This is a genomic window from Streptococcus sp. FSL E2-3494, from assembly GCF_038007085.1.
Classification (GTDB): domain Bacteria; phylum Bacillota; class Bacilli; order Lactobacillales; family Streptococcaceae; genus Streptococcus; species Streptococcus thermophilus.
This window is the reverse complement of sequence record NZ_JBBOWN010000001.1, coordinates 232,189-249,085: the sequence shown is the minus strand read 5'-3', so window position 1 is coordinate 249,085 and position 16,897 is coordinate 232,189. Positions and strand designations below refer to the sequence as shown.

The following is a 16,897-nucleotide window of genomic DNA, read 5'->3' as shown; positions in this document are numbered from 1 at the left end:
AACGAACTAGTTACGAAAGGAAGTCTTATGAGCTACCATCACTTTACCATAGAAGAGCGTGAAAGTATTCTCGTTTACCGTACGCAAGGCCTAAATTTGTCTCAAATTGCTAAGTTACTTCATCGTTATCCCTCTAGTATTAGTCGTGAGTGAAAGCGACATCTAAGAGAAGGAAACTATTCTCCATGTCATGCACAGAAATCCTACTATATTGCTAAATCACACTTTGGGCGGAAACGGATACTTGAAATAGATCGCAATTTAAGCAATACCGTCCGTCAAACATCTATTTCTCGAGTATCAATGGTCTCCTGAAGAAATAGAAGGTCGGTTGAGATTAGAGTATGGAAAGGCTGTTATTAGTTATCAAACAAGTTATAGAGCCATTTACAAAGAACATTTTGATAACAACTCACTATCTCATGGTGCTCGTGGTTGTCATTCGCAAGCTCCGCCATCGTGGCAAAAAGCGTCATACAAAAGGTTATGTCGAAAATAGAGGGAAAATCTCTATATCTCATACAATTCAAGAAAGACCCAAAGATGCTAATAACCGAACTAGAATAGGAGATTGGGAAGCCGATACTGTTGCAGGTAAAACTGGAAAATCTTGTTTAGTGACTCTAACTGACCGTTATTATCGTTTTCTAAAAATCCAGAAGGTAGCTGTCAAGAAAAGTAAGTTGGTAATAGAAGCTATGGTAAAAATGCTAGAACCCTTGACCAAGCATACTGTGACTCCTGATAGAGGGAAAGAGTGTCCCTATCATCAGAAGTTGTGTGATCAATTAAAAATTTAAGTCTATTTTCCTGATCCCCATGCTCCATGGCAACGAGGGACTAATGAGAATACGAATGGACTACTAAGAGAACATTTTCCCAAAGAGAGTGATGTAACATTGGTTAATGATCAGATTATTCAGCTGTGGAAGAACAAACTTAATAATAGCCCACAAAAATATCTTAACTGGAAAACACCTTATGAAGTATTTTATGGGGAAAGTATGCACTTAATTTGACAATTCAAGATATGAAAAACGCCTGCTTACGAAAAATAACAGTATTATCTTTCGTAAACAAGCGTTACATGCTTATTTATTCCCTTTTTTATGATGAGTGTTCCCGCTGGGCGTCTGCCCAGCGGTAGACCAGAGCTAGACTAAGAAAAGCTAAGCTATTCCATCATCATAACACTCAACAAAATTGATAAAAATTAAACAAGTTCGATAATTGCCATTGGGGCAGCATCGCCACGACGTGGTTCTGTTTTAAGGATACGAGTGTATCCACCGTTACGTTCAGTATAACGAGGTGCGATTTCTGAGAAAAGTTTTTGAAGAGCAGTTGTTGATGTATATTTATCAGTTGCTTCATCATAGCTTTCAGATGCAATTTCGTTACGTACAAATGCAGCTGCTTGACGACGTGCGTGCAAATCACCACGTTTACCAAGAGTAATCATTTTTTCAACTGTTTTACGGATTTCTTTAGCACGTGCTTCAGTTGTAACGATTGCTTCGTTAATGATAAGATCTGTAGTCAAATCACGAAGAACCGCTTTACGTTGAGAGCTTGTGCGTCCAAGTTTACGGTATGCCATGTTATCCTCCTATATTATTATTTATCATTTTTAAGTCCAAGTCCAATATCAGCCAATTTAACTTTGACTTCTTCAAGTGATTTACGACCTAGGTTACGGACTTTCATCATTTCAGGCTCAGTCTTCTCTGTCAAATCATGAACGGTATTGATACCGGCACGTTTCAAACAGTTATATGAGCGTACAGACAAATCAAGTTCTTCGATGGTACGATCAAGCAATTTTTCATCGTTCACTTTTTCAGTTTCCTTCATCACATCTGTAGCTTTAGCCACATCAGTAAGATCCGTAAACAAATTCAAGTGTTCAATCAAAACTCGAGCCGAGAGACCGAGGGCATCTTCTGGGATGATTGTTCCGTTTGTCACGATTTCGATTGTCAATTTATCAAAACCATCATTGCTACCTACACGAGCAGGTTCAACTTGATAATTGACTTTTTTCACTGGTGTGTAGATTGAATCTACAGCCAAAGTTCCCACTGGTGCATCATCTTTTTTATTTTCTTCTGCTGGAACATAACCACGGTTTGTAGATACTGTCATTGTTGCTTGGAATGAAGCACCCTCAGCGATAGTAAAAAGATAATGATCAGGGTTAACAATTTCAATGTCACTATCAGTCAAGATATCTCCAGCAGTAACCTCAGCTGGACCTTGAACATCAAGTTCAATTGTTTTTTCGTCTTCGACGTAAGATTTTACAGCAAGTCCCTTAATATTAAGGATAATTTGCATCACGTCTTCACGGACGCCTGGTACGGTATCAAACTCGTGGAGCACTCCATCAATTTTAATTGATGTTACGGCAGCACCTGGAAGTGATGACAAGAGTACACGACGAAGAGAGTTACCCAAAGTTGTACCATAACCACGTTCTAGTGGTTCGATGACAAATTTGCCGTAATCTTTATTTTCATCAATTTTTGTTATTATTGGTTTTTCAAACTCAATCATTTATTATACTCCCTCGAAACGAATCTTGTGTACTATTGTTATTAAAAATTACACACGACGACGTTTTGGAGGACGAGCACCATTATGTGGTACAGGAGTTACATCACGGATTGCTGTTACTTCTAGACCAGCAGCAGCAAGAGCACGGATAGCAGACTCACGACCTGAACCAGGACCCTTAACAGTTACTTCAACTGTCTTAAGACCGTGTTCTTGTGCAGATTTAGCAGCAGCTTCAGAAGCCATTTGGGCAGCAAATGGTGTAGATTTACGAGAACCTTTGAAACCAAGAGCACCAGCTGATGACCAAGCTACAGCATTACCATGCACATCTGTAATCATAACAATAGTGTTATTGAAAGTAGCGTGAATGTGAGCAATACCAGATTCGATATTCTTTTTCACACGACGTTTACGTGTTGGTTTAGCCAATGTTTTTACCTCCTATTGTATTTTAGATTATTTTTTCTTACCTGCAATCGCAACAGCTTTACCTTTACGAGTGCGGGCATTGTTTTTAGTGTTTTGCCCACGGACAGGAAGTCCACGACGGTGACGGATACCACGGTATGAACCGATTTCCATCAAACGTTTGATGTTAAGGTTAACCTCACGACGAAGGTCACCTTCAACTTTGATTGCATCCACTTCACGACGAATAGCGTCTTCTTGATCATTTGTCAAATCTTTAACGCGGATGTCTTCAGAAACGCCTGCAGCAGCCAAGATTTTCTTAGATGTTGCAAGTCCGATACCGTATACGTAAGTAAGTGAAATTACTACACGTTTATCGTTTGGAATGTCAACTCCAGCAATACGAGCCATGATTTCTCCTTTCTATATTATCCTTGACGTTGTTTGTGTTTTGGATTTGTTGGACAAATTACCATAACACGACCGTTACGACGAATAACTTTACAGTATTCGCAAATTGGTTTAACCGATGGTCTTACCTTCATGTTTTAATCCCTCCAATTATTTCGATTATTTAAAGCGGTATGTGATGCGTCCACGTGTCAAATCATAAGGACTCATTTCAACAGTCACACGGTCACCGACCAAAATACGAATGTAGTTTTTACGGATTTTACCAGAAACTGTCGCCAAAATTTGGTGTCCATTTTCCAACTCAACAGTAAACATAGCATTAGGCATAGTTTCAACAACTTTACCTTTAATTTCAATCACGTCTTCTTTTGCCACGCAAAAGTCCCCCCTAAAATTTCGATTTGATTTCCTCTGAGCACAGAGGTAACAATTATAAGTCAGACTAAAGTATTATAACATGCCAAAGTCTGATACGCAAGTAAGATTCTATAATTATTTAATTGCTGCAATCGCTTTTTTAACATCAGCGAATACATCATCAATGTCCTGGTTTCCTTGAATATCTGATACAAGACCAAGCTCACGGTAGTGTGCAATAATTGGCTCACCTTGAGCAATGTTTACATCTAGACGACGTTTAACAGTTTCAGGTTTGTCATCTTCACGTTGGAAGAATTCATGTCCACCACAAACATCACATGTTCCTTCAACCTTAGTTGGGTTGAATACTTTATGGTAAGTGGAACCACATGAGCGACAAATGAAACGACCAGAAAGACGTTCAACCAAGCTCTCTGGATTAACTTCAATATTAATCACCCCGTCAAGTTTAATATCTAGTGCTTTCAATGTTTCATCCAAAGCGTGAGCTTGTTCAATAGTACGTGGGTAACCATCTAGCAAGAAACCTTTTTCAGCAATATCAGATTCAGCCAAACGTTCTTTAACAATTCCATTTGTAACTTCGTCTGGTACCAATTCACCTTTATCGATGAATGATTTTGCCAACCTTCCCATTTCTGTTTGATTAGCCATAGCAGCACGGAACATATCACCAGTTGAGATGTGAGCTACACCAAATTCTTCAACAATTTTTGCAGCTTGAGTCCCTTTACCAGCACCTGGTAGACCCATAATTAAAAGATTCATCTTACGAACTCCTTATTTTTGTTTTTAAATAACTCTATCAAGGTTGTTAAACCTTGATAGAGTTATTTAAAAACAAAAGAGAAGGGACAGAAACTTACCTTTCTTTCCCTCTCGATTGCTCATGAGAAAACTTAGTCTTCAAGATTCATAAATCCAACATACTGACGTTTCAATAGGTAACCCTCAAGTTGTTTCATACCTTCGATACCAGTTGAAATCAAGATCAAGAGTGATGTACCACCAAGTGCAATTGAACTTGTGAGGTGCATAAACTGTTGAGCCGCAATTGGAGCTAATGAAATAAACGCGAGAAATACAGCCCCGATTGTTGCCAATCTCTTAAGCAATGAAGACATATACTTTTCTGTCTCACGACCTGGACGAACACTAGGAATGTAAGACCCATTCTTTTGAAGATATTCTGCAGTTTTTTCAGGATTTACTTGGACAAATGTGTAGAAGAATGAGAATAAGATAATCAATATCGCGTAAGTAATCATTCCACTAGGTGTATTATACGAGAGTAATCCTTGTAAATGTGATAACCACGTAACCTTAGAGAAGAATGGAAGAATAGTACTAGGAATTGTCGTAATCGAGCTAGCAAAGATAACGGGAATAACACCAGCTGGATTGACTTTCAAAGGTAAGTATGAATTCGTTGGAGCACCTTGAACCAATTTCGTATATTGAATTGGAATTTGATATTCTGCTTGTTGTACAAATGTCGTAAAGAAGACAATTGCCAAACCTACCACAATCAACAAAGCGACGATGATATAGGAACGAGTCAAATCTCCTGTACGAACATTGACAAAGAAATCCTCGTAAATTGTTGAGAACATCTTTGGAATGGAAGCAATGATACCAGAAAAGATAATCATTGACACACCATTACCGAAGCCCTTATCAGTAATTTGTTCACCAAGCCACGTCACAATTATGCTACCAGCAGTTAAAATTGACCCAATCAATAGATAGGTTGAAATATTAGGTGTCTTAACCAATGAAATTGATGAGAGTGTATTGAAACTAGCTGTAATACCAATCGATTGAACAAAGGCTAAAACAAGAGTAATATAGCGAGTCGCCTGATTTAATTTACGCCGACCAACTTCCCCTTGTTTGCCCCACTCTACAAATTTTGGATAGATATCCATCTGCAAAAGTTGGACAATGATTGATGCTGTAATATACGGACTAACCCCCATTGAAAAGATAGAGAAGTTATTCATAGCATTACCAGACACCAAGTTAAGCATGTTCAAGAAAGGTAAATCACTTAATTGTTTCAAACTTTCAGCGTTGATACCAGGAACTGTTACATGAGTCCCGACACGAAAAACGAAAATAATGAAGATTGTAAATAAAATCTTATTACGAACGTTTTTGACTTTCAACGCATCTTTTAATAGTTTAAAAAACATAATGAGTTACCCCTCATTAGATGACTTCGATTGAACCACCTTTAGCAGTGATAGCTGCTTCAGCAGATTTTGAGAATTTAGCTGCTTTAACAGTCAATTTCTTAGTCAATTCGCCGTTGCCAAGAACTTTAACGCCTGATTTTTCAGCACGAATGATTCCAGCTTCCTTAAGAACTACTGGAGTTACTTCTGTACCATCTTCAAAAACGTTCAATTGATCAAGGTTTACAAGGGTGTATTCTTTAGCGTTGATGTTAGTGAATCCGCGTTTTGGAAGACGACGGAACAATGGAGTTTGTCCACCTTCAAATCCTGGACGTACGCCACCACCGCTACGAGCTTTTTGACCTTTTTGACCACGACCTGAAGTTTTACCGTTACCAGATGAAGTACCACGACCTACACGGTTACGGACTTTACGAGAACCTTCAGCAGGTTTCAATTCATGAAATTTCATTATTATTTTCTCCTCTTTTTGTAAAATGCTAGCGCCTCTAATCAAGTAAGGTAGCTTGATTAGAAACTCGCCTATACATGAAATTCAGTTTAAGTCGCAAGGTAACCCTCACGACTTAAATCAATTTTTATTTAACGTCTTCTACAGTTACCAAGTGAGATACTGCGTTGACCATACCACGGATAGCAGCGTTGTCTTCTTTAACAACTGAGCTATTCAATTTACCAAGTCCAAGAGCAGCAACTGTTTTACGTTGTTCTGGTTTGCGTCCGATTGGAGACTTAGACAAAGTAATTTTAATTTGAGCCATTGTTATCTCCTTTCTTATGCCAAGTCAGATACTGAGATGCCACGAAGAGCCGCAACTTCTTCAGCACGTTTAAGTTGTTTCAATCCTTCAACTGTCGCACGAACAATGTTGATTGGAGTGTTTGAACCAAGTGATTTAGATGTTACATCAGCAACACCAGCCAATTCGACGACGGCACGAACTGCACCACCAGCGGCAACCCCAGCACCTTCAACAGCTGGTTTCAACAATACTTTCGCTCCACCAAATTCTGAACGAACTTCGTGAGGAATAGTTGTACCAACCATAGGAACTTCGATAAGGTTTTTCTTAGCTGCTTCAACTGCTTTACGGATAGCTTCTGGAACCTCTTGAGATTTACCAGTACCAAATCCTACGCGACCATTACGGTCACCAACAACAACAAGAGCAGCAAAACGCATGTTGCGTCCACCTTTTACAACTTTAGTAACACGGTTGATAGCAACTACGCGTTCTTCAAGTTCTACTGCATTATCTTTAAATGCCATTATTAAGTGTCCTCCCTATTAGAATTTCAATCCGTTTTCACGAGCTGAGTCAGCCAAAGCTTTAACACGTCCGTGATAGAGATATCCACCGCGGTCAAACACCACTTCAGAAATACCTTTAGCTACTGCGCGTTCAGCAACAAGTTTACCGACAACAATGGCTTGTTCTGTTTTAGTTCCTTTAGAAACCTCTTTATCAAGAGTTGATGCACTTGCGAGCGTTACACCCGCTACGTCATCAATTACTTGAGCGTAGATGCCTGTATTAGAACGGAAAATGTTCAAACGTGGGCGATCAGCAGTTCCAGAGAGTTTTCCGCGAACGCGACGGTGGCGTTTTTGGCGGAGTTTGTTTTTATCTGGTTTCGAAATCACAATTTTCACCTCTTAATTATAATGATTGCTCATGAGAGCTTTTGGTAAGTGGGAAATCCAAAAAGAATAGCCACAAGGATAAAATCCTATTATTTACCAGTTTTACCTTCTTTACGACGTACGTATTCACCAACGTAACGGATACCTTTACCTTTGTAAGGTTCTGGAGAACGAAGGCTACGGATGTAAGCTGCTGTTTGACCAACAACTTCTTTGTTGATACCGCTAACAACAATTGAAGTTGCAGATGGTACTTCAAAAGTAATGCCTTCTGGAGCTTCAACTTCGTCTTGGTGAGATTTACCAACTGAAAGAACAAGTTTTGTTCCTTGGAGTTGAGCACGGTATCCTACACCGTGCATTTCAAGTTCTTTTTTGAAACCTTCAGAAACACCAACAACCATGTTGTTCAAGTTTGCACGTGAAGTGCCGTGGATTGTTTTGTTTTCTTTTGAGTCGTTTGGACGGTGAAGTGTAACTTCGTTGCCTTCAACTTTGATTTCAATGTTTTTGTTAAACTCACGAGTGAGTTCGCCTTTAGGTCCTTTAACAGTAACAACGTTATCGTTGTTTGTTATTTCAACACCAGCAGGCAAAGTAATTACTTTATTACCAATACGTGACATAGTCTTTAATTCTCCTGTTAGATTATCAAGCCACTAAGTGACTAGTTTTCACGGGGATGAGTTTCAAAGAATTAAATCAATGAAACTCGCACGACTAGTTAAACAATCGCGCTTACTGTTAACCTCTTACCAAACGTAAGCGATAACTTCTCCACCAACGTTCTTTTGACGAGCTTCTTTGTCAGTCAAAAGACCTTCTGAAGTAGAAATGATCGCGATTCCAAGTCCGTTAAGAACTTTAGGAATATCTTCACGCTTAGAGTAAACACGAAGACCTGGTTTAGAGATACGTTTCAAGTTAGTGATAACACGTTCACCATTTTGTCCGTATTTCAAGAATACGCGAATGATACCTTGTTTGTCATCTTCAATAACTTCAACGTTTTTTACAAAACCTTCACGTTTAAGGATTTCAGCAATACCTTTTTTAATGTTTGATGCAGGTACTTCAAGAACTTCGTGCTTAGCTTGGTTAGCGTTACGGATACGTGTCAAGAAATCTGCAATTGGGTCAGTCATAACCATTTTATATTTTCTCCTCTTACTAGTAGTTTGAATAATTCACTTGCTAGTTAATGATTGAGCTGGGCTCAGTTTGTGTTTAATACATTCAACTTAGAAAAATCCAACTTGAATGAATCATAATTTTACCAAGAAGCTTTGGTAACACCTGGAATTTGACCTTTGTGAGCCAATTCACGGAAGCAAATACGGCAAAGCTTAAATTTGCGATAAACTGAGTGTGGACGTCCACAACGTTCGCAACGAGTGTAAGCTTGCGTAGAGAACTTCGCAGGGCGTTTGTTCTTAGCAATCAATGATTTTTTAGCCAATTTATTTACCTCCTAGATTATTTTGCAAAAGGCATTCCAAGGCCTTTAAGCAATTCACGACCTTCTTCGTCAGTGTTAGCAGTAGTTACGATAACGATATCCATACCACGTACTTTATCAACATTATCGAAGTTGATTTCTGGGAAGATAAGTTGTTCTTTAACCCCAAGTGTGTAGTTACCACGTCCATCAAATGATTTAGTTGGAACACCATGGAAGTCACGAACACGTGGAAGTGAAACTGACACCAATTTATCTAAGAATTCGTACATGCGTTCACCACGAAGGGTAACTTTAGCACCGATCGCTACACCTTCACGAAGACGGAAGCCAGCGATTGATTTCTTAGCTTTAGTAATCAATGGTTTTTGACCTGAAATAAGTGCCAATTCAGCAGCAGCTTTTTCAAGAGTTTTAGCGTTGTTTACAGCTTCACCAACACCCATGTTAATAACAATTTTATCAACCTTTGGCACAGCCATAACTGAAGAATAGTTAAATTGTTCAGTCAAAGCAGGAATTACTTCGTTAGTGTATTTTTCTTTAAGACGGTTAGCCATTTAATACTTTCTCCTTTCCTTCGTGATTAGTCAAGCACTTCGCCTGATTTTTTGTTGTAACGAACTTTCTTGCCGTCAACAACTTTGTAACCTACACGTCCAGCTACACCGTTCTTGTCAAGAACTTGAACGTTTGAAGCGTGGATTGGTGCTTCTTTTTCCACGATAGCACCTTGAGGGTTTTCAGTTGATGGTTTTTGATGTTTTTTAATGATTGCAACACCTTCAACAACAACTTTGTTTATTTTTGGAAGAGCCTTAAGAACTACTGCTTCAGTTCCTTTGTCTTTACCAGCAATAACGCGAACTTTATCGCCTTTTTTTACAAACATTTGAGTATTTCTCCTATTATTTCTTACGCCCTAATGGGCACCCTGAATAAATCAGGGGACTAAGTTTGTGTTAATTCAGATTAAAGTACTTCTGGCGCCAAAGATACAATACGCATGTATCCACCTTCACGCAATTCACGTGCAACAGGGCCAAAGATACGAGTTCCACGAGGAGTTTTGTCATCACGGATGATTACTGCAGCGTTGTCATCAAACTTGATGTATGAACCGTCTGAACGGCGAGCACCAGTTTTTGTACGTACGATAACAGCTTTAACAACATCACCTTTTTTAACAGCTCCACCTGGTGTAGCTTGTTTAACAGTTGCAACGATAACGTCGCCGATGTTAGCGAATTTACGTCCTGAACCACCAAGAACTTTGATAGTCAAGATCTCACGAGCACCGCTATTATCAGCAACTTTTAAGCGACTTTCTTGTTGAATCATTTCAATTGTCTCCTTTTAGTTTTATTAGATAATAACAGCTTCTTCCACAACCTCTACAAGACGGAAGCGTTTTGTAGCTGAAAGTGGACGAGTTTCCATGATACGAACGATATCGCCTTCTTTAGCAACGTTGTTTTCATCATGTGCTTTGTATTTTTTAGAGTAGTTGATACGTTTACCATAGACTGGGTGGTTACGTTTAGTTTCAACTACAACTGTGATTGTTTTATCCATCTTGTCAGATACTACGCGTCCAACAAGGGTTTTACGTTGATTACGTTCCATTATTAGAATTGCTCCTTTCCCAATCTATTATTTAATTTCAGATTGCACAGTTTTAATACGTGCAATTTGTTTTTTAACTTCGTTCAAACGGGCAGTTTGATCAAGTTGACCTGCTGCAGCTTGGAAACGAAGGTCGAAAAGTTCTTTCTTAAGTTCGTTTTCTTTTTTAGCAAGCTCTTCTTGAGACAAGCCACGAAGCTCAGCAACAAACTTTTTGATTTCTTCAAGTTTCATGTCTTCTCCTTATTCTGCTTCACGTTTCACGAATTTAGATTTAACTGGCAATTTGTGACTAGCAAGACGAAGCGCTTCACGTGCAACTTCTTCAGAAACACCTGCGATTTCGAACATTACTTTACCACGTTTAACTGGTGCTACCCAACCTTCAGGTGCCCCTTTACCAGAACCCATACGTACACCGATAGCTTTAGCAGTGTATGGTTTATGTGGGAAGATCTTAATCCAAACCTTACCACCACGTTTCATGTAACGAGTCATGGCAATACGAGCAGCCTCGATTTGACGGTTTGTAATCCAGTGGCTAGTTGTAGCTTGAAGACCGTATTCACCGAATGATACTTCTTTATCACCTTTAGCCTCACCGCGCATTTTTCCACGGAATTCACGACGGTGTTTAACACGTTTAGGTACTAACATTTGTTATTTGCCTCCTTTAGTGTTTTTACGGGCTGGAAGAACTTCTCCACGGTAGATCCAAACTTTAACACCAAGTTTACCGTAAGTTGTGTCAGCTTCTTCCAAAGCGTAATCGATATCAGCGCGAAGTGTGTGAAGTGGAACTGTCCCTTCTGAGTATCCTTCTGTACGGGCAATATCTGCACCGTTCAAACGACCTGATACTTGAGTTTTGATCCCTTTAGCTCCAGCACGCATTGCACGTTGGATAGCTTGTTTTTGTGCACGACGGAAAGCAACACGTTGCTCAAGTTGACGAGCAATAGTTTCACCAACAAGGTGAGCGTCCAAATCAGGTTTTTTGATTTCAACGATGTTGATGTGAACTTGTTTTCCAGTCAATTTGTTAAGTTGAGTGCGAAGAGCGTCAACGTTTGATCCACCTTTACCGATAACCATACCTGGTTTAGCAGTGTGAAGTGAAACAATAACTTTGTTTACAGCACGTACGATTTCAATAGTTGAAACTGAAGCGTCTGCAAGCTCTTTTTGAATGAATTTGCGGATTGCCAAATCTTCGTGAAGGTAATCTGCGTATTCTTTTTCAGCATACCATTTCGCATCCCAATCACGGATGATCCCGACACGCAAACCAATTGGATGTACTTTTTGACCCACGAGTTTACCTCCTTATTTTTCTGACACAACTACTGTTACGTGAGTTGTGCGTTTGTTGATTGGTGAAGCTGAACCTTTCGCACGTGGACGGAAACGTTTCATTGTTGGTCCTTCGTTTGCGAATGTTTCAGATACTACTAAGTTAGCTTTTTCCAAACCAAAGTTGTTTTCTGCGTTAGCGATAGCAGAGTTAAGTGTTTTCTCAACAATGCGAGCTGCTTTGTTTGGAGTGAATTTCAAGATTGCGATTGCATCAGCAACGTTCTTACCACGGATAAGATCAAGAACAAGACGTGTTTTACGAGGTGAAACACGCACTGTACGAGCCATTGCTTTAGCTGAAGTAATTTCTGCCATTGTGTCCTCCTCCTATTAACGACGTGTTTTCTTATCGTCAGCTGCATGACCTTTGTAAGTACGAGTTGGTGCAAATTCACCAAGTTTGTGACCTACCATGTCTTCTTGGATGTAAACAGGAACATGTTTACGTCCATCATAAACTGCGATAGTGTATCCGATGAAACTTGGGAAAATCGTTGAACGACGTGACCAAGTTTTAATTACTTTTTTCTTTTCGTCATTTGCTTGAGCTTCAACTTTTTTCATCAAATGCCCATCGACGAAAGGTCCTTTTTTAAGACTACGTCCCATTTTGTAGTTTTCTCCTTTAAATTAAATGTACCACAGCGGCTTGCGCTAAGAAGCGCTACCGAGTTGGCGGATGTCATATACTAAGCGACTAAATTATTTTTCGTTACGACGACGAACGATAAGTTTGTCAGATTTAGCTTTCTTGTTACGAGTTTTAAGACCAAGCGCAGGTTTACCCCATGGAGTAGATGGCGCTTTACGTCCAACTGGTGCTTTACCTTCACCACCACCGTGTGGGTGATCGTTAGGGTTCATTACAGAACCACGAACTGTTGGGCGAACACCTTTCCAGCGGTTACGACCGGCTTTACCAAGGTTGATAAGTGATTGTTGTTCGTTACCCACAGTACCGATAGTTGCACGACAAGTTCCAAGAATCATACGAACTTCGCCTGATTGAAGACGAACAAGTACGTATTTACCTTCTTGACCCAAAACTTGAGCAGAAGCACCAGCGGCACGGACAAGTTCAGCACCTTTACCTGGTTTAAGCTCAATGTTGTGGATAACTGTACCAACTGGGATGTTTGCAAGTGGAAGAGCGTTACCAACTTTGATATCCGCATCTGGACCTGAAACGATACGTTGACCTACTTCAAGACCTTTAGGTGCGATGATGTAAGCTTTAACCCCGTCAGTGTAGTGTACAAGAGCGATGTTTGCAGTACGGTTTGGATCGTACTCAATTGTTTTAACAACTGCTTCAACGCCATCTTTGTTACGTTTGAAGTCAATCAAACGGTAGTGGCGTTTGTGTCCGCCACCTTGGTGACGTACAGTGATACGACCATTGTTATTACGACCAGCTTTGTTCTTAAGAGAAACAAGCAATGATTTTTCAGGAGTGCTTGTAGTGATTTCTGCGAAATCCAAAGAAGTCATGTGACGACGGCCATTTGTCGTTGGTTTATAAACTTTAATACCCACGTTAATTTCTCCTTTGATTATTCAGCTTCAGCTGCAAACAACTCGATTGCTTTAGAATCAGCTGTAAGAGTGATGATAGCTTTTTTAGTTTTTGAAGTGAAACCAGTGTAACGTCCTACACGTTTTTGTTTTGGTTTAACAGTTACAGTGTTCACGCTAGCAACTTTAACACCTTCAAATGCAGCTTCAACTGCTTGTTTGATCAAGAGTTTGTGTGCACGTGTATCAACTTCGAAAGTGTATTTTCCTGCTTCAAGAGCAATCATAGATTTCTCAGTGATAACAGGTTTTTTGATTACGTCATACAAATTCATTATGCAAGAACCTCCTCGATTGATGAGATAGCTTCTTTAGTAACAAGAAGTTTATCTGCGTTTACGATGTCAAGTACGCTTGCAGTTGCAGGAGTTGCAACAGTTACGTTTGCAAGGTTACGTGCTGAAAGTTCAGCGAATTTGTTTCCTTCTTCAACGATAACAAGTACTTTAGAATCGATGCTAAGAGCTGAAAGAACGTTTGCGAATTCAGCAGTTTTTGGAGCCGCAAATGAGAGAGCTTCAACCGCTACAAATTTATCTTCTGCAACTTTAGCTGAGTATACAGATTTCAATGCAAGGCGACGAACTTTTTGTGGAAGTTTGTATCCGTAAGAACGTGGAGTTGGTCCGAAGACAACACCACCACCACGCCATTGTGGTGAGCGGATAGAACCTTGACGAGCACGTCCAGTTCCTTTTTGACGCCATGGTTTACGTCCACCACCTGATACTGCTGAACGGTTTTTAACCGCATGAGTACCTTGGCGAAGGCTAGCACGTTGGCTGGTTACGACATCAAATACTACTGATTCGTTTGGTTCGATACCGAAGATAGCGTCATTAAGTTCAACTGTGCTAACTTCTTTACCAGTTTGGTCAAATAGTTTTACGTTTGCCATTTTTAACTGATTTCTCCTTTCTTATTATTTAGCAGCTTTAACTGCTGATTTGATAGTGATAAGAGATTTCTTAGCACCTGGTACGTTACCTTTGATAAGGATAACGTTTTTCTCTGGGATAACTTGTACAATTTCAAGGTTTTGAATTGTCACACGGTTGCCACCCATACGTCCTGCCAAGTGTTTGTTTTTGAAAACACGGTTAGGCGCTACAGGTCCCATTGAACCTGGACGACGATGGTAACGAGAACCGTGAGCCATAGGTCCGCGTGATTGACCGTGGCGCTTGATAACACCTTGGAAACCTTTACCTTTTGAAGTACCAGTTACATCAACAACATCTCCAGCTTCGAATATGTCAACTGTGATTTCTGATCCAACTTCTAAGCCTTCAATGTTTTTGAATTCACGAATGAAGCGCTTAGGAGCTGTGTTAGCTTTCGCTACGTGGCCTTTGGCAGGTTTGTTGCTCAATACTTCACGTTTGTCATCAAAACCAACTTGAACTGCTTCGTAACCGTCTGTTTCAACAGTTTTAACTTGAAGCACAACGTTTGGAGTAGCTTCAATGACAGTAACAGGGATAAATTCACCTGCTTCAGTGAAGATTTGAGTCATTCCCACTTTTTTCCCTAAGATTCCTTTTGTCATGAGAAAATACTTCCTTTACTTTAATAATGTATTTCAAAAAGTTTTTTATGAGCGTTTTTTATGCTCAAAAAAGTTTTTAACGAGCGTTTTTTATGCTCAATGAATCAATCTTTAAATTAAAGTTTGATTTCGACGTTCACACCACTTGGAAGATCAAGTTTCATCAAAGCGTCAACTGTTTTTTGAGTTGGGTTGATAATGTCGATGAGACGTTTGTGTGTACGCATTTCAAATTGTTCGCGAGAATCTTTATATTTGTGAGTCGCACGAATAATTGTGTAGAGACTACGTTCAGTTGGAAGTGGGACTGGCCCAGCAACTGTCGCACCAGTGCGAGTTGCAGTTTCTACGATTTTTTCAGCCGCTGTATCAAGCGTACGGTGTTCGTAAGCTTTCAAACGGATACGAATTTTTTTGTTTGCCATTTTTTCTCCTCTTTCGTCTATTTAAGATAATAGGCTAGCTCCTCAAGAAAACCAACACGGATTGCGTGGCAGTGCAACCAGGCGTGTCGCAACCTCTTGTATCATAGCTAAGCACTGTTTTAACAGCACCATAATATAATAACAGAAGAACCCATTCATTGCAAGGGATTTTTGAAATTTTTCCCTTGTTTTATTTTATTTTTAAACTAAATAAAGAATCCACCTTTCTAGATGGATTCTTTATTAATTATCTCGAGTATAGTCATATCCCATATGCTCATAGGCTTTAGCAGTTGCGACACGTCCTGTTCGTGTACGCATAATGAAACCTTTTTGGATTAGGTAGGGTTCATACATATCTTCCACTGTTTCTCGCTCTTCAGCAATATTAACTGATAAAGTACCTAAGCCAACTGGGCCTCCCCCATACATCTCAATCATAGTTCGGAGGATTTTTTGGTCAACGTAGTCTAACCCTTCATGATCTACATCCAGCATAGTCAATGCCTGATCTGCAATCTTATCGTCAATGACACCATCACCCATGATTTGAGCATAGTCTCGCACGCGCTTAAGCAGGCGGTTAGCAATACGTGGTGTTCCACGACTACGCCGTGCTAATTCCAAGGCAGCCTCTGGTGTTATTGTCATTTCAAAGATTTCCGAAGTACGTTCTACAATCTCTGTCAAATCAGGTAACTCATAATATTCCATATGACCATTGATTCCAAAGCGAGCTCTCAAGGGATTTGACAGCATACCTGCTCGTGTGGTCGCACCAACCAAAGTAAAGGGAGGCAGGTCTAGATGAACACTACGACTTGTTTCACCTGCTCCAATCATGATATCGATGCAGTAATCTTCCATAGCGCTATAAAGAACTTCTTCCACTGCCATAGGCATACGATGAATCTCATCAATAAATAAGATGTCTCCCGGCTCCAAGTCATTGAGTATAGCAACTAAATCACCAGCCTTTTCAATTGCCGGCCCAGATGTTTGCTTCAAATTCACTCCCATCTCATTGGCGATTACAAATGCCATAGTCGTTTTACCCAAACCAGGTGGGCCAAACAAAAGGGTATGGTCTAGAGCCTCATCACGGAGTTTAGCTGCTTCTATAAAAATTTTTAATTGGTCCTTAACCTTATCTTGACCAATATATTCCTTAAAGTACTGAGGGCGAAGGGTACGCTCCACATACTCCTCATCTCCTAGTAAATCATTATCTAATATTCTTGCCATAGGCTTATTTTAGCACAAAACAAAAAACTGAGTCAAAATTTGTCCACAAAA

The 16,897-nt window shown here is 39.8% G+C and carries 30 protein-coding genes and 1 pseudogene; 1 reads left to right on the top strand and 30 read right to left on the bottom strand.

Annotated features, from left to right (window positions below; translation table 11 throughout):
- The first annotated feature begins 27 nt into the window (after positions 1-27).
- A pseudogene (locus tag NST05_RS11020) lies at positions 28-1,019 on the top strand (IS30 family transposase).
- 194 nt (positions 1,020-1,213) lie between these two features.
- On the opposite strand, the gene rplQ reads toward NST05_RS11020, so the two are convergent.
- From rplQ to ruvB, 30 genes are all read right to left on the bottom strand, one after another.
- Positions 1,214-1,600 (bottom strand): 50S ribosomal protein L17, encoded by a 387-nt coding sequence (gene rplQ, locus NST05_RS01370; RefSeq protein ID WP_002952134.1) that lies wholly within the window; start codon positions 1,598-1,600, stop codon positions 1,214-1,216.
- Between the two features lie 17 nt (positions 1,601-1,617).
- On the bottom strand, positions 1,618-2,556 hold the full coding sequence (locus NST05_RS01365) for a DNA-directed RNA polymerase subunit alpha (protein WP_084829151.1): 939 nt from the start codon (positions 2,554-2,556) through the stop codon (positions 1,618-1,620).
- 48 nt (positions 2,557-2,604) lie between these two features.
- Positions 2,605-2,988, bottom strand: a complete 384-nt coding sequence (gene rpsK, locus NST05_RS01360) for a 30S ribosomal protein S11 (RefSeq protein WP_002887520.1) — start codon at positions 2,986-2,988, stop codon at positions 2,605-2,607.
- Between the two features lie 27 nt (positions 2,989-3,015).
- Complete coding sequence (gene rpsM, locus NST05_RS01355; protein ID WP_002885820.1) at positions 3,016-3,381, bottom strand: 30S ribosomal protein S13; 366 nt, start codon at positions 3,379-3,381, stop codon at positions 3,016-3,018.
- A gap of 17 nt (positions 3,382-3,398) precedes the next feature.
- Positions 3,399-3,515 (bottom strand): 50S ribosomal protein L36, encoded by a 117-nt coding sequence (gene rpmJ, locus NST05_RS01350; protein WP_000868345.1) that lies wholly within the window; start codon positions 3,513-3,515, stop codon positions 3,399-3,401.
- A gap of 25 nt (positions 3,516-3,540) precedes the next feature.
- Positions 3,541-3,759, bottom strand: coding sequence for a translation initiation factor IF-1 (infA, locus tag NST05_RS01345; RefSeq protein WP_084829152.1), 219 nt, complete (start codon positions 3,757-3,759; stop codon positions 3,541-3,543).
- A 117-nt stretch (positions 3,760-3,876) separates the two neighbouring features.
- Entirely contained in the window at positions 3,877-4,533 is a 657-nt protein-coding gene (locus tag NST05_RS01340; RefSeq protein ID WP_002952136.1) for an adenylate kinase, read from the bottom strand.
- 131 nt (positions 4,534-4,664) lie between these two features.
- Entirely contained in the window at positions 4,665-5,960 is a 1,296-nt protein-coding gene (gene secY, locus NST05_RS01335) for a preprotein translocase subunit SecY (protein WP_014622039.1), read from the bottom strand.
- 16 nt (positions 5,961-5,976) lie between these two features.
- The gene (rplO, locus tag NST05_RS01330) at positions 5,977-6,417 is read right to left on the bottom strand and encodes a 50S ribosomal protein L15 (protein WP_014622040.1); all 441 of its coding nucleotides are present in this window, start codon (positions 6,415-6,417) and stop codon (positions 5,977-5,979) included.
- 127 nt (positions 6,418-6,544) lie between these two features.
- Complete coding sequence (gene rpmD / locus NST05_RS01325; protein ID WP_002946172.1) at positions 6,545-6,727, bottom strand: 50S ribosomal protein L30; 183 nt, start codon at positions 6,725-6,727, stop codon at positions 6,545-6,547.
- 14 nt (positions 6,728-6,741) lie between these two features.
- Positions 6,742-7,236: a 30S ribosomal protein S5 gene (gene rpsE, locus NST05_RS01320; RefSeq protein WP_002946171.1), complete on the bottom strand. Its 495-nt coding sequence runs from the start codon at positions 7,234-7,236 to the stop codon at positions 6,742-6,744.
- Between the two features lie 18 nt (positions 7,237-7,254).
- Positions 7,255-7,611: a 50S ribosomal protein L18 gene (gene rplR, locus NST05_RS01315; RefSeq protein WP_011681714.1), complete on the bottom strand. Its 357-nt coding sequence runs from the start codon at positions 7,609-7,611 to the stop codon at positions 7,255-7,257.
- An 89-nt stretch (positions 7,612-7,700) separates the two neighbouring features.
- Complete coding sequence (gene rplF, locus NST05_RS01310) at positions 7,701-8,237, bottom strand: 50S ribosomal protein L6 (RefSeq protein WP_002946167.1); 537 nt, start codon at positions 8,235-8,237, stop codon at positions 7,701-7,703.
- A gap of 126 nt (positions 8,238-8,363) precedes the next feature.
- Complete coding sequence (gene rpsH / locus NST05_RS01305) at positions 8,364-8,762, bottom strand: 30S ribosomal protein S8 (RefSeq protein WP_002952146.1); 399 nt, start codon at positions 8,760-8,762, stop codon at positions 8,364-8,366.
- Between the two features lie 122 nt (positions 8,763-8,884).
- Positions 8,885-9,070 carry a type Z 30S ribosomal protein S14 gene (locus NST05_RS01300; protein WP_084829153.1) on the bottom strand — a complete coding sequence of 62 codons (186 nt, stop codon included), beginning with the start codon at positions 9,068-9,070 and terminating at the stop codon, positions 8,885-8,887.
- A 17-nt stretch (positions 9,071-9,087) separates the two neighbouring features.
- Positions 9,088-9,630 carry a 50S ribosomal protein L5 gene (gene rplE / locus NST05_RS01295; RefSeq protein WP_002946163.1) on the bottom strand — a complete coding sequence of 181 codons (543 nt, stop codon included), beginning with the start codon at positions 9,628-9,630 and terminating at the stop codon, positions 9,088-9,090.
- 26 nt (positions 9,631-9,656) lie between these two features.
- Positions 9,657-9,962: a 50S ribosomal protein L24 gene (gene rplX, locus NST05_RS01290; protein ID WP_084829154.1), complete on the bottom strand. Its 306-nt coding sequence runs from the start codon at positions 9,960-9,962 to the stop codon at positions 9,657-9,659.
- 80 nt (positions 9,963-10,042) lie between these two features.
- On the bottom strand, positions 10,043-10,411 hold the full coding sequence (rplN, locus tag NST05_RS01285) for a 50S ribosomal protein L14 (RefSeq protein WP_002952155.1): 369 nt from the start codon (positions 10,409-10,411) through the stop codon (positions 10,043-10,045).
- Between the two features lie 24 nt (positions 10,412-10,435).
- A complete protein-coding gene (gene rpsQ / locus NST05_RS01280; protein WP_002885836.1) occupies positions 10,436-10,696 on the bottom strand; it encodes a 30S ribosomal protein S17 in 261 nt (86 codons plus the stop codon).
- 27 nt (positions 10,697-10,723) lie between these two features.
- A complete protein-coding gene (rpmC, locus tag NST05_RS01275) occupies positions 10,724-10,930 on the bottom strand; it encodes a 50S ribosomal protein L29 (protein WP_002952156.1) in 207 nt (68 codons plus the stop codon).
- 9 nt (positions 10,931-10,939) lie between these two features.
- Positions 10,940-11,353, bottom strand: coding sequence for a 50S ribosomal protein L16 (gene rplP, locus NST05_RS01270; protein WP_084826184.1), 414 nt, complete (start codon positions 11,351-11,353; stop codon positions 10,940-10,942).
- A 3-nt stretch (positions 11,354-11,356) separates the two neighbouring features.
- Positions 11,357-12,010 (bottom strand): 30S ribosomal protein S3, encoded by a 654-nt coding sequence (rpsC, locus tag NST05_RS01265; RefSeq protein ID WP_084826185.1) that lies wholly within the window; start codon positions 12,008-12,010, stop codon positions 11,357-11,359.
- Positions 12,011-12,022: 12 nt separating this feature from the next.
- The gene (gene rplV / locus NST05_RS01260; protein WP_002887063.1) at positions 12,023-12,367 is read right to left on the bottom strand and encodes a 50S ribosomal protein L22; all 345 of its coding nucleotides are present in this window, start codon (positions 12,365-12,367) and stop codon (positions 12,023-12,025) included.
- A 15-nt stretch (positions 12,368-12,382) separates the two neighbouring features.
- The gene (rpsS, locus tag NST05_RS01255; RefSeq protein WP_002952159.1) at positions 12,383-12,661 is read right to left on the bottom strand and encodes a 30S ribosomal protein S19; all 279 of its coding nucleotides are present in this window, start codon (positions 12,659-12,661) and stop codon (positions 12,383-12,385) included.
- A gap of 93 nt (positions 12,662-12,754) precedes the next feature.
- Entirely contained in the window at positions 12,755-13,588 is an 834-nt protein-coding gene (gene rplB, locus NST05_RS01250; protein WP_084826186.1) for a 50S ribosomal protein L2, read from the bottom strand.
- A gap of 17 nt (positions 13,589-13,605) precedes the next feature.
- Positions 13,606-13,902, bottom strand: a complete 297-nt coding sequence (locus NST05_RS01245) for a 50S ribosomal protein L23 (RefSeq protein ID WP_002887066.1) — start codon at positions 13,900-13,902, stop codon at positions 13,606-13,608.
- Positions 13,902-14,525, bottom strand: a complete 624-nt coding sequence (rplD, locus tag NST05_RS01240) for a 50S ribosomal protein L4 (RefSeq protein ID WP_084829156.1) — start codon at positions 14,523-14,525, stop codon at positions 13,902-13,904. The genes NST05_RS01245 and rplD overlap by 1 nt, the downstream gene beginning before the upstream one ends.
- Positions 14,526-14,549: 24 nt before the next feature.
- Positions 14,550-15,176, bottom strand: a complete 627-nt coding sequence (gene rplC / locus NST05_RS01235; protein WP_002952166.1) for a 50S ribosomal protein L3 — start codon at positions 15,174-15,176, stop codon at positions 14,550-14,552.
- A gap of 116 nt (positions 15,177-15,292) precedes the next feature.
- A complete protein-coding gene (rpsJ, locus tag NST05_RS01230) occupies positions 15,293-15,601 on the bottom strand; it encodes a 30S ribosomal protein S10 (protein WP_002885653.1) in 309 nt (102 codons plus the stop codon).
- A 243-nt stretch (positions 15,602-15,844) separates the two neighbouring features.
- Complete coding sequence (gene ruvB / locus NST05_RS01225; RefSeq protein WP_100262292.1) at positions 15,845-16,846, bottom strand: Holliday junction branch migration DNA helicase RuvB; 1,002 nt, start codon at positions 16,844-16,846, stop codon at positions 15,845-15,847.
- Positions 16,847-16,897: the final 51 nt, after the last annotated feature.